We start from the raw sequence: 12,607 nt of genomic DNA on the forward strand, positions 1-12,607 counted from the left end.
GATGAAAAAAGACATCCATCCCGATTATCACGTCATCGACGTCAAAATGACCGATGGCACCATAGTTCAGATGAAATCCACCTGGGGCTCCGAAGGCGATCAGCTGGCTCTGGAAATCGACCCCTCCGTGCACCCCGCATGGACCGGTGGCGGCGCGCGTCTGATGGACGCCGGTGGCCGTGTGTCGAAGTTCAAAAAGAAATACGAAGGTCTGGGCTTCTAAGCCTGACCCGTTTCGAATGCGAAAGGCCGCCCCTCTGGGCGGCCTTTTTCGTTTTACCCGAAACCTCTGACACCGCCCTGGCAAGAAACGCGTCAGGATCAATCCCTCAGGGTTTCGTCGCGCGTGTCAGATCCGCCGCGCTGTGCACCGGGGGCACAGGGCCGCGCAGCAACATCAACCCCAGCGTCACGCCGATCAGCGCCGCAATCGCCGTCACCATCATGGCGCTGTCAAATGCGTTGTCCTGCAGGTCGCGCAAGGTCTTTGCCAGAGCACTTCCCGATGTTGGATCCATGCCTGCGATCAACTGCTGGATCTGACTGGGCGTTCCGTGGGTCAGCGCATGGGCCAGATCTTCGCGCGGGGTCGAGCCAGCCGGAAGCGCGTCAATCACTTCGGTCAGACCCCGGCGCGAAGTGATGGCCTCGGCCAGGCCGCAGACCACAGCCCCCAGCGTGGCCCCGAAGTATAGACAGGCATTGATCACACCTGACCCCTGCCCTACATGCTCGTCCGGCAAAAGCCGCAACCCAAGACGCGGCAGCAGCGAAAAACAGATGCCAAGGCCAATGCCGACGATCATCAATTTCCACCATATCTGCGCATATTGAGTGGGCACTGTGATCGTGGTCAGCAACAAAAACCCAACCGCCATAGCACTCAGCCCAATCACTACGGGCCACTGAAAGCTGTAGGGCGCCAGAAACCGGGGCGCGATGACCGAGACCGCGAACATGCTCAGGCTCAACGGCATAATCGCAAGCCCAGCCCCAATAGACGTGTACCCGAATGTATCAGGCGATTGGACGAAGGTGTTGAAATAGACGAAAAAGCCAAACAGCATAAAGCCGGTAAGGAACATCCCCGCTGCCGCCATGAAATAGCGCGGATGAAGGAAATAGCGCAGCTCGACCAACGGATCTTCACTGCGGCGCGAAGCCAGCACAAGGCCGACCATGGCCAGCATGGCCACACCCAACGGCACCAGCGTCAACGGTGCCCACCATCCACCACTTTCCCCATTGCTCAGCGCAAATGATAGCGGCCCCAGAAACAGCACAAGAGCCACAGCGCCGAGATAATCGAACCGGGCACCGGCCAGTCGCGTGTTCGGTACATAGTTCCGTTTTCTCACGGTCAAGCCAATGATAAACGCGGTGGTCAGCAGGATCAGATCGGTGGCGAATACGGCTCTCCAACTGATGTAATGGGCGAATGCGCCGCCAAGGATAGGGCCGATCCCGATCGACAGTCCGACGATGGCGCCCCATGCTCCGGTAACGCTGGCGCGTTTTTCCTCCGGGGTCGCTGCAGTCAACAAGGGCAACGACGTGCCAAACAGCGCTGCGGCCCCTGCCCCCTGCGCCCCACGGCCAAACAGCATCATCGCCCCGTCCTGCGCGAACAAGGCCGAGGCAGAGCCTATGGCAAAAACGATCATGCCAACCAGAAACACGCCCAGCTTGCCCGTGATATCACCCAGCCGACTGATAATCGTCACCAGCGTGGCACTGACCACGGTATAAATGGCCATGACCCATTGCAGGTCCGAAGGCGACAGATCGAACTCATTCTTAAGATCAGGCAGGATGGTCGCAACCGCCGTGGAGTTAAAGCCTACAACAACCATGCAAATCGCCGTCATGACCAATACAACGCGTGCGCCGAAATCAGATGAATTCGTTTGTAACATCAAATACGTCCTAAAATACGGGCGACGACTATGGAGCGCCACACCGACAGCTTAGCAGGAATGTGCAAACCGCCTAGCCTTAGATCCAGTAGGACAGCGCCAGCGGCAAAGCGATGATCGTTGTCAGGGTCGAAACCAGTATGAACCCGGCAACATCGGGGCCATATTCCGGCACATGCTGGTCTATGAACAAATAGGTCGCCACCGAAGACGGCATCAAACAGCACAGGATCACCGCGCCGCGCTCTGCGCCGGTAAAGCCGAAGGCCCAGACCAACCCGCTGGCGATTGCAACTGCCATCACCAGGTGCAAAGCGGTCAGCATCACCGCACGCCCAAGGCGGTTGACCCGAAGGCTGGCCAATGTGTGGCCCAAAGTCAGCAGCATCAGCGGGATGGAAAGCCCACCCAGGATATCGAATGACTTCGCAACAGGCTGAGGCAGGCTATAGCCGCTGGCCATCAGCACCAGCGATAGGACCACCGCATATATGATCGGCGAGGTGGCGAGCTTTCTGGGCGAAAACTCTTTGGCTGGTATCCACATCCCTACAGTGAAGATGCTGACAAGAACGACCACTACAAATGCCATCGTATAGGCCATCCCCGCATCGCCTAACGCAAGCAAAGTGATTGGCAATCCGATATTGCCCACATTCCCATGCATCAGAGGCGTCAGAAAGGCCCGCGCCGGTAGGCGCATAACCTTCAGCGCCGCAAATCCCAGAACACCAAACCCGGCAATCGCCAAAACCGCAGCGGCCATCACGTCCAGAAACGTTCCAACAGCGATCTTTGTGGCCGACAGATGCGAGATGATCAGTGTGGGATATCCAACCCGCGAAACGATCGCGCCAATGACCTTGTTGTCAAAGGGCGTTTTAGTCAACGCCAGTGCATACCCAGCCCCGGCACAGATCAGCACCGGCAACACCACATTCAGTACGTTCAGAAACAGATGCTCCAAGCCATGTCTTTCTCACAGTCCTTAAGCCTGGAGATTGAAACATAGTCCTGGCTTTCGCAAGTCAGCGGCCTATGGGCAGGCTGAGATTTCCGCAACACCGCCTTTTTATGCCGCCATAGATTGTTTCGGGTTCTTCCCTTCCCGCTTTCCACAACATATAGTGGCCTGCAACAACGTGTACGCAAACACGGTGAGACTTGGGAATACAGGCATGGCACATATTATCGTAGTGGGGAACGAGAAGGGCGGCGCGGGCAAATCGACTGTGTCCATGCATGTGGCCACCGCACTCGCCCGCCTGGGTCACAAGGTCAGCACCCTGGATCTGGACCTGCGGCAACGCAGCTTGGGACGGTATTTCGAGAACCGGAATAGCTTTCTGAAAAGCGCGGACCTGACCCTTCCCAGCCCCCGCCACCATGACCTGCCCGAAATTGACGCAAGCACGCTTAAACCCGGCGAGAACATCTATGACCACCGCCTCTCAGCGGCCGTGTCCGAGCTGGAAAGCGATAGCGATTTCATCCTGATCGACTGCCCCGGCTCTCATACCCGCCTCAGCCAGGTGGCGCATTCGCTGGCTGATACGCTGATCACTCCGCTGAACGACAGTTTTATCGATTTTGACCTGCTGGCACGCATCGATTCAAAGGGTGAGAAAATTCTGGGCCCGTCGGTCTATTCCGAGATGGTCTGGAACGCCCGACAGCTGCGCGCGCAAGCCGGCCTGAAGCCCATCGACTGGGTCGTTGTGCGCAACCGCGTCGGTACCCAACGCATGGTCAACAAGGAAAAGATGCAGCGCGCGATCGAGATGCTGTCGCAGCGCATCGGCTTCCGGGTTGCTTCGGGCTTTTCCGAACGCGTTATTTTCCGAGAGCTGTTCCCGCGCGGGCTGACCCTATTGGACCTCAAGGATATCGGGATCAAACAGCTGAACATCTCGAACATCGCAGCACGTCAGGAATTGCGCGACATGATGAAAGAGCTGAACCTGCCGGGTGTTGAGATCGATTTTTAGAGGCTTTTTACGACGGGTAGACGGACTATACTGCCGCTCAAATGGAAAAACGAAAATCCGTTTCTGGCAATCGTTTTAGCTTCAGAGCCCTTGTTGGGCCTAAGCTATCACTGCTTTCCAATACTCAGGGTAAACTCGAACGAAACCAAATCCATCGACAGTCAAGTTTGCTTCGTATCCACTATTGATCGAAGTGTACCTATAGGTATTCTCGTTCAGCCGCTCATATCGTTGCTTCAGCGGTTTGAATGTCCAGGTTTCATCATCCAACCAAACAGCAGTGAACTCTGCCTGATCTCCAATCCCTAGCTGGAGTCGCTTGATCGCACTCGTGTTCGTGGCCGGTGTAAACCCAAGATCGATGTCGAGCAATTCATCAACAGCATCCACAACTTTGTCATTCGAGGTCCATGTACCATCGTCTTGCTTCACTAAAACAAGATCAACCCTATCTGCCCCAATCCAACGCTGTACGGTGGCGGCGCTACACTCCCATTCGTCATTACAGGTCACGGAATAAGCTATTCTGACAGGAGAATTTTCAACTACGTAGACAGCCATGCCCGAGATTACGCGAGACGTTCCGTTACGGTTAACCGAACAGGCTTCTGTGCCCACGACATCAATCCGTCGCCACATTGTACTTCGCATCATCGCCTCAACCATCGCTATTGCTTTGCTTGCCCCATAGCGGACATTCATGCGTGTTTCAGCATAGGTCAATCAGGGCTCTCTCCAACCGTTCTCGGCGGCGTGCATGAACGGCTGGGTCAGTGTTGTCAGAAGTCGAACGAGCTAACCGCTGTTCCTTGCGATGATGAAAGCAGTCGAACCCGTTTCGGGACGCCACTTTTGTTCAATTTCGAACCCATGAGCTTGCATACGCTCTACAAGGATTTCTTGCGTCAGGACGCGGATCTTGGGCAATAGGCCGATGGTCCCGAGAGCTGGTATGACGAACTTCTCGAGACCTTCCAGGCAGACCGTCGAGCTGAAGAACAGGCCACCTTCCTTCAAGGAACTGCGAACACGATCCAGTGTCGCGTCAAGATCCAGTACCAAGTGCAGGATCGACATAGCCAGTACGGCATCATAATGTTGACCCTTCGCCGGAATAGGCCAGCACTCGAACGCGCTGACTTCAAAGTTGATGTTCTTGCTGCCCTGCGCGTCGGCTTTTTCCCGGGCGATTGAGATCATTTCGGATGAATAGTCGATGGCGTCGATATGGGCGACTTTTGGGGCGTGAATGAGCGCCGTCGTACCTGTGCCACAACCAAATTCCAGGACACGATCTTGGGGGGACAGGTGTCTTGCAGTGATGTCCAGTTTGTATTCATACGCGGCTTGGTTTTGGACCGGACGGCGGGCATAGGATCTCGCCATCAGATTCCAGAACCGGGTGGGTTTGATGAACATATCTATTCCTATGGTAGGGTGCAGCAGACGCGATGATTTAGCTGGCGTCTTGGATGTCGAAGACTTTTTCGAGGGGCTTGTCGAATACACGAGAAATCAAGATCGCCAGTTCGAGCGTTGGCGAATACTTGGCGTTTTCAATGGCAACGATGGTTTGTCGGGTGACTCCAACCTTTTCGGCGAGTTCTTTTTGCGTCATTTCATCTGCGTCAAAGCGTAGACGTCTAATGTTGTTGGTGATCCTGAGCTTGCCCATGGATCAATACCCCCGCCGATAGCTAGCAAATTTGACAATATCTGCTGACAGGGATCCGAAAGCCATTCCGAAATAGATGATGTTGAAGCCGGTGAGCGCTGATGCGTTGAGAGCCATGGCGACGACAGCTGAGACAAAACCCGCACCCGCGAAGATAATGATGGCGTAGCTGCCACGGCGCTCGAACATCTTGTCACGTTCATCAACGACGAAGCTGGGTTTGGGTTCGTGAGTAACAATCGCAAACCCAATGTTGAACAGTATGGTGCCGATGATGGTGGCCACGACGCCCAAGGGGATCAGCCAGATCACCATGCGGGCCCAGTTGTTTACAGCGTCTGGGCCATCAAACAATCCAGAGGCATTCATATCCAGAAGCCGTGAAACAACAAATGCACTAACGGCGAGGTTCACGAAGATCGAGACGACCGTATTGCGATCTTGGTAGGTCATTTCTGAAATCCCTATTGGACAGAACACTTCTAGTGAGTCGATTATTACTTACATCTTGTATGAAATATTATACCCAATGTCAAAAATAATATACTTCAATATCGAAGCGTAGTTGCAGCTTATGCTCGATGATGGGCATCTACCCTTCAACTGGAGTGCTGCGCGTTTGCGACTGGCCCAAAGGTTGCGTCGCCAACTTTTCGAAGACTAGAACCAGCGTTATGCTAGACCCAGTTATCCTGCGATCTCAGCAAACATCCGAAAGCCAGAGGTTGTATTACTAGAGAATTGTTTCTTCCGGATCATGTTGACTACCTCAATGCCATCGAGTGTGGCTGAAGCTGATCTAAATGGCTTGAACCCACACATGTGCCGTACGCGTCATCTAAAGTTTGCGACACAACCCCTTCGCTTCAGCAGCGGCAACTTTGGACGATATCGAAGTCCCTCACATAATCCGCAAGGGGCAATTCACACCCGGATTCTGTCCGTTTCGGCCGTTCCCTGAGCTCGCGGCCTAACTCACGAGCGATTGCTGAAACCGCTCGGCAGGTTCAGAACTTTGTAACAGAACCGTTCGAGTGCTCGAAATAGTTAAGAATCACCTGGGTCAAAGGCTGCGAATGCGTGGCAAGAAAGGTATGAGGTTCGTTCTGGGAAATCTCAGGGAAAACCTGAGCCCCTAAAATCACGACTCAATTCGACGTTGAATCGCGTCAGCTTCGGATACAAGCTAAGAAAGAGCGCCAACTGTGGTCAGAATCTGCCTCAAACGTGTCCATAAGTGGGGGGAAGCAAGGCAATTTTATGTATCCCCGCTGCAGCCTTGACTAAACTTCCCGGGTACCGCTACGTCATTAAGAAATTATGAAGGTTGTATCAGTTTTTGCGAAACAACCTTGAGTAAAACGAGAATCAATAATCAGAAGTTTGAGGTTAGGAAAATGTTAAATCGGGTCCTGAAAACTACCTCTGGTGCGTTGATGTTGTCCGTCGCGACCATGGCAAACGCTGAAACTGTTCAATTGAACAGTTTAGACGGCGGAATGACTCTGACCGGAGAGCTAATAGATTTTGATGGCGCCAATTACGAACTCCGAACGGTGGTTGGTACAATCACGGTTGACGCTTTCAAAGTTGAATGCATTGGCGAAGCCTGCCCCAGTCGGAACGAAGGTCCGGTCGAATATGGCATTTCTGGTTCTTCTCGCCTGGTCGATGTCTTATTCGCTGACCTTACGACGCAATTCGGTGAGGAGATTGGCGGCACTGCTTTGCGCTCTGAGGAAGAAGGTGTTGATAAGCTACTGCTCCGCAACGAACTAGGCGAGTTTTTGGCCGAAGTCTCCTTGATGGGTGGTGACTCCGCAGACGGGATCAAACAACTGGTCGATGGAAACTCAGCACTGGCAGTGACCACACGCCCGGCTCAACCCGACGAGCTGGCAAGCGCATCGCAGGCTGGACTCGGGGATATCACCACGAGTGAAAACGAGAAAATTTTTGCGCTGGACGGTCTAGTTGTTATTACATCGCAAAGTAACCAACTGCGGGCAGTCGCCGAACAGGATCTAGCGCGAATATTTTCCGGAGCCATTTCCAACTGGAGCCAGATTGGTGGGCCCGATGCCCAGATCCAGCTTTACATGCGAGTGCCTGAAAGCGGAACTGCGTTGGTTTTCAATGACCTGATCATGAACCCCGTGGGCGCAACATACGCGAGCGATACAAGCTTTTTCGAAACAGACACGGAATTGGCTGCAGCAGTTGCTTCTGATCCGCTTGGTATCGGAATTACCAGCCTCGCAAGTGCTGATGAGGCCAAGGTTCTTGCAATTCGCGGTGTTTGTGGAATTCAGGTTCCAGCGACACCTTTCACCATCAAGACAGAAGAATACCCGCTTAGCCGACGCTTGTATGCATATACCGGCAAAACTGCGCCAGCACAGTTGAACCGCTTCATGCAATTCCTCGAAAGCGAAAAGGCGCAAGAGACAATTGATGCTTCGGGCTTTGTGTCACTTGGTGAATCCCTGCAAGGCCCCAATGAGCAGGGACTACGCTATCTTGGCGCAGTAATGCCAACCGATGCAGAGGTTACCCTGAAACAGTTGCAGGAAATGTCGGCTGAGCTGTCCGGTGCCGACCGTAGTTCTATAACCTTTCGGTTTGCATTCGGATCCTCTCGCCTGGATACGCGGGCACAGGACGACATAAGGCGCCTTGCTTCGTTGCTTGCCAAGGAAGAAACCACAAACAAAGAACTTCTTTTGATCGGATACACAGACTCTGTCGGTGCTGGCGGATCCAACCGGTCACTCAGTCAGCAGCGTGCCAAACAAGTTAGCAATGCGTTGCTACAAGCAGCGCCTACCAACAGCCTGGACGGGTTAACCATCCGAACTCTGGGTTATGGTGAGATCTCGCCGCTAAGTTGCAACGACACTGAGAATGGTCGCCGTATCAACCGCCGAGTGGAAGTCTGGTTGCGAGACGTTGTCACCACATCCCAGTAGCGAAGCGCCAACTCAGCTTCGGAACGGGAATACAACGGTCAGTGACCAAGACGATAATTCAATGGAGTAACGTCGTATGAGAATGCTCGCAGTATTGGCCAATGTTTTCCTACTGCAATTGTCAGGGGCGGCTGTCGCGCAGGAAGACCCATACAAAACCGCAGTAGACAGCTGGCTCAATGGTAGCGAGGCCGTAGGCCTGCAAGGTTTGTCGGAAGCGGCCAGTCAGGGGAACACGTCGGCGCAAATGATCCTTGGTCAGATCGATCGCGATACTGTACCTGGAGGATTTTCCGATTACTTGATCAATCATCAGGCACGAGACCAGCTTCTTCGTGCACCGGATCCAGATAAGGGAACCGTAAACTGGTTGCTTGCTCTGAGCAATCCTGCCCTACAAAAACACGGCGAGGCTATCTTTGGATATCGGGTTGGTCGTCAGCCAATCAGCAATGCGATAGCACTGCAAACTCATGGTGAGATTGAAGGCGCCGAATATGTACTGTGGAATACACTGAATAACGGCCGTTTTGATCTGATCAATTCCATGCCTTCAGAAAACTACGGCCTGTCCGAAGCCGGTTTTCTCAAGTGGATCGAAGCTTATATGGCGCGGGAAAACAAGGCGATCACGATGCGGGCCTTTGTGGAAGAATCCAATCCCAAACGTGTTTCGGGGTTGTTGGGTCTCAAACGACTGGCACGGCTGTTGAACCTCAATCAGCATTTTTCCGACGAAGCCAACCAGTTCACGACAGTGATGCTGGGCCGGGGCTCGGACTTGCCTGAAAGTGTCGATTTGGTTCGCTTGAACGAAAGCATTTCCCGCATCAGTGAAACCGATAAATACTTGAACATCGTAAAACGCTACTGCGACTCATGCGAAGGTGAAACAGTAGACTACGATTGCGTGGTTCAGGCTCTGGAAATCATAGGTGGCTACAAGACGCTGATGTCCATCCGCACCCCAGTTGAGGGGTCAATTGACCAGGCTACATTCATGAATTCTAATCGTGCGGTCGAAATCTTCGCGCAGTTGGTAAACAACATGCGCCGCCACTACTCTCGTGGCATTCGATCGTCTTGCATTGCCGCTAATCTGAAAGCCAAGATCTAACATATAGCTAAAACAAGGTTTGATTGAGATTATCACATGTTTGAAGGCGTCGTGAACCTTTGCAAAATAGCTTAACCGTTCAATGGTTCCGGTTCCGGTAAAGCAAAAGTAAAACGTTTGTATGTACTGACTTCCTACGCTGACCAACTTGGATCGAACAGTGTGCATACTGGAAATCACGAAACAAACGGACTCGCGTAAAGAGTGTGTATAACTGAGAAACGTTTTGTGATTGGAAATTGAATAATTCCTGATGTGCAAGGGACGATAACGGACGGGACGAGGCATGGGCAACGTAATGAAACTAGTAACGACTGGTGATGAAGATACGGGTCAGATGATCGGAGCCTCTTCCGCAGACGACCTCCCTGCAGGCGCCCGGTTGTTGCATGGTCAGTACAAAATTGACCACTACCTGAACAGCGGCGGCTTCGGCATTACCTATCTGGCCAATGACAGTCTCAACCGCAAGGTGGTCATCAAAGAGTGTTTTCCAGCCATGTTCGCGCGCCGACAGAATCTGCTGGTGAAGGCTCGTGTGCAAAAACACAAAGAAGATCTTCGCCAGATTGTGCGGCACTTCATCAACGAAGCCCAGCGCCTGGCAACTATGGATCACCCCAATATCGTTGGTGTGCACCAAGTCTTTGAGGACAATGACACCGCCTATATGGCACTGGACTTCGTTGAAGGCCCGGACCTTTTGGACGCAATCGACGACGCTGAAACCCAGCTGGACGAAGCCGATGTCATGTCGATCCTGCGGCAGATTCTGGATGCGGTCGCATTTATGCACAAGCAAGGGATGTTGCATCGGGACATATCGCCTGACAACATTCTGGTCGGACCCAACAAGATACCTGTATTGATTGATTTTGGTGCTGCGCGTGAGCAAAATAGGAAAACAAACCGTGTTTTGTCTGCCTTACGCGCAGTCAAGGATGGCTATTCCCCACAGGAATTTTATGTCACTGACGGCGTGCAAGGGCCGTTTAGCGACCTCTATTCCTTGGCGGCAACATTCTATCATGTGATCACCGGAGAGCGCGCGCCAGACAGCCAGACTCGGGTCTCTGCGATTGCCGAGCAAAAGCCCGATCCATGCAAACCTTTGCAGGGGCGCTTTGATAAGTATGATGACGTCTTTCTCGAAGCGCTCGACAAGGCTATGTCGGCGATGCCAAAGGATCGCTTTCAAACCGCTGATGAGTGGCTCGAGGCGATAGATCACTTGACCGAACCGACCGCCGTTGAACAGGATGTTAGAGTTGCGGTCTCTTCATCCGGCGGAATCAACCGTGTCGCAATAACCGGCGGGCTGCTGGCATTTGGAGTTGTAGGTGCCGTAGTCGGCGTGCTGGCCATCGGAGCATTTTCACCATCCTCCGAGCCACAAGCAACGCAAGAGGACGTTTTGGCTGCCGAAGCTGAAGCCCGCGCCCAAGCTGAGATCGAAGCAGCGGCGACAGCAGAAGCAATCGCAGTTGCCACCGCACGGGTCGCAGAAGCCGAGGCACGATTGGCCCAAGCCGAAGCCCGCGCGCAGGCAGAGACCATAGCGCGTGCTGAGGCCGAAGCCGCAGCTCAGGCAGCGGCTCAGGCCGAAGCCGAAGCCCGCGCCAAAGCGGCAACCGAATCGGAAGCTCGTGCACAGGCTGAGGCCGAAGCGGCTGCTCAGGCGGCGGCCCAAGCCGAAGCCGAAGCGCGTGCCAAAGCCGCTGTCGAGGCAGAAGCACGCGCGCAAGCCGAGGTTGAAGCGGCCGCCAAAGCCGCGGCAGAGGCAGAAGCTCGCGCGCAGGCCGAAGTCGAAGCGGCAGCCAAAGCCGCAGCAGAAGCGCAAGCCCGAGCCCAGGCTGAAATCGAAGCAGTCGCAATGGCGATGGCTGAGGCAGAATCGCGCGCGCAGGCTAACGATGAAGTTGCTGCTAAAGTGAGCACTGGCGATACAGATCAGGCGAATGTCGAAGCTGATACTACCACTCAAATCGTTCAGGATTTAGGGCCGACTTCAGTGAAGTCTGAATGGAAGGTTCTTTTGCCTTTTGTAGCGTCGGCGGATAGTCCCGATACTGTGGAATACGTCGCTAGCGAGGCCCCGGTTTGGGTTCACGCGGGGCTGCGTATTGACTCTGTCAATGGGATTGAAATCAATGATCTGAACTCCATCGCTGCCGTTCTACTTCAATCTGGGGCTACTCCTTCGCAAGAGGGAACCATGGATGTGACCATCGGGCTTTCTAACACAAGAGACGGTGTCGAAGTGCGGGACGTTACACTGGGTGTCGTACAAGACACGACCTTGTCGAATGGCATCGTTTTTCAAACTCAATATGCAGAGAATGGAAAATGGGTTACGAGCGTGGCTCATGTCCCAGAAGATGTAGGCCCAGGCACAACTCTGAAACCGAACGACCAGCTGACAGCATATTTTCCGACAGATGAAAATATCGATGGGCAAGATACGATTGCTGATCTTCTGCGAGCAGGTTTGAATGACGGCCAGACTGACTTCAAGTTCACGGTCAGGAGAGGCACTTCTTTGTGGCTGGCGGACTTGCACTACGTGGGCAAGTAAAAGAGAGATCATGGCTGAACGCAGTGTGCGAGTTGACCACGCCACATTGAATAGGTGGGTTGTGAAAAAGCATAAACTGGTTCTAGTCTTTCGAAAAGTTTGCGACACATCTGTCTGGGCGTTCGTCACAGACGAAGATAACGAAACCGGTATGTTTCATTTCACCGTATATGGAGAAAGTGAGCCAAAGCTCTCTGAACAAGTCGGTGTTCTGAGCAGCGGAATGCTTACCAGCCTTGCAATGAGCAAGCTATGCGGTTCCATTCGCGATTGGCGCGAAGTCCTAGCCTGTTGTCGGCACATTCATTCACTGAGATTGTGACTTTGCTAACGCAGCATGAAGGCTGCGCCACGGACGCGGCTTCGA

11 protein-coding genes are annotated in these 12,607 nt (G+C 53.5%); 5 read left to right on the forward strand and 6 right to left on the reverse strand.

The features are described from left to right. Window position 1 precedes the first annotated feature (1 nt). Window positions 2-223 (forward strand): 50S ribosomal protein L31, encoded by a 222-nt coding sequence (gene rpmE / locus AC2FHX_RS16785; protein WP_142639136.1) that lies wholly within the window; start codon window positions 2-4, stop codon window positions 221-223. Between the two features lie 106 nt (window positions 224-329). On the opposite strand, the gene AC2FHX_RS16790 is transcribed toward rpmE, so the two are convergent. Both AC2FHX_RS16790 and AC2FHX_RS16795 read right to left on the reverse strand, forming a co-directional pair. Next, window positions 330-1,916: an MFS transporter gene (locus AC2FHX_RS16790; RefSeq protein WP_496702920.1), complete on the reverse strand. Its 1,587-nt coding sequence runs from the start codon at window positions 1,914-1,916 to the stop codon at window positions 330-332. A gap of 79 nt (window positions 1,917-1,995) precedes the next feature. Continuing rightward, on the reverse strand, window positions 1,996-2,883 hold the full coding sequence (locus tag AC2FHX_RS16795; protein ID WP_496692168.1) for an AEC family transporter: 888 nt from the start codon (window positions 2,881-2,883) through the stop codon (window positions 1,996-1,998). Window positions 2,884-3,094: 211 nt separating this feature from the next. Here AC2FHX_RS16795 and AC2FHX_RS16800 point away from each other — a divergent pair, with 211 nt between their 5' ends. Further along, window positions 3,095-3,904 (forward strand): division plane positioning ATPase MipZ, encoded by an 810-nt coding sequence (locus AC2FHX_RS16800; protein ID WP_142639130.1) that lies wholly within the window; start codon window positions 3,095-3,097, stop codon window positions 3,902-3,904. Between the two features lie 99 nt (window positions 3,905-4,003). Here the strand turns inward: AC2FHX_RS16800 and AC2FHX_RS16805 are convergent, their stop codons facing one another. The 4 genes from AC2FHX_RS16805 to AC2FHX_RS16820 form a co-directional block, all read right to left on the reverse strand. After that, entirely contained in the window at window positions 4,004-4,627 is a 624-nt protein-coding gene (locus AC2FHX_RS16805) for a putative glycolipid-binding domain-containing protein (protein WP_496702918.1), read from the reverse strand. 72 nt (window positions 4,628-4,699) lie between these two features. Then, window positions 4,700-5,323: a class I SAM-dependent methyltransferase gene (locus AC2FHX_RS16810; RefSeq protein WP_282022222.1), complete on the reverse strand. Its 624-nt coding sequence runs from the start codon at window positions 5,321-5,323 to the stop codon at window positions 4,700-4,702. Window positions 5,324-5,360: 37 nt separating this feature from the next. Continuing rightward, window positions 5,361-5,579, reverse strand: coding sequence for a helix-turn-helix transcriptional regulator (locus tag AC2FHX_RS16815; RefSeq protein ID WP_142639124.1), 219 nt, complete (start codon window positions 5,577-5,579; stop codon window positions 5,361-5,363). Window positions 5,580-5,582: 3 nt separating this feature from the next. Then, window positions 5,583-6,032 carry a hypothetical protein gene (locus AC2FHX_RS16820; protein WP_271951474.1) on the reverse strand — a complete coding sequence of 150 codons (450 nt, stop codon included), beginning with the start codon at window positions 6,030-6,032 and terminating at the stop codon, window positions 5,583-5,585. Between the two features lie 899 nt (window positions 6,033-6,931). Here AC2FHX_RS16820 and AC2FHX_RS16825 point away from each other — a divergent pair. The 3 genes from AC2FHX_RS16825 to AC2FHX_RS16835 all read left to right on the forward strand — a co-directional run bounded on the left by AC2FHX_RS16825 (window position 6,932) and on the right by AC2FHX_RS16835 (window position 12,240). Further along, entirely contained in the window at window positions 6,932-8,548 is a 1,617-nt protein-coding gene (locus AC2FHX_RS16825; protein ID WP_496702916.1) for a phosphate ABC transporter substrate-binding/OmpA family protein, read from the forward strand. Between the two features lie 94 nt (window positions 8,549-8,642). Further along, the gene (locus tag AC2FHX_RS16830) at window positions 8,643-9,665 is read left to right on the forward strand and encodes a hypothetical protein (protein WP_496702914.1); all 1,023 of its coding nucleotides are present in this window, start codon (window positions 8,643-8,645) and stop codon (window positions 9,663-9,665) included. Between the two features lie 298 nt (window positions 9,666-9,963). Continuing rightward, window positions 9,964-12,240: a serine/threonine protein kinase gene (locus AC2FHX_RS16835; RefSeq protein WP_496702912.1), complete on the forward strand. Its 2,277-nt coding sequence runs from the start codon at window positions 9,964-9,966 to the stop codon at window positions 12,238-12,240. The last annotated feature ends 367 nt before the right edge of the window (window positions 12,241-12,607 follow it).

It is taken from the genome of Ruegeria sp. CDSC042 (genome assembly GCF_059610745.1).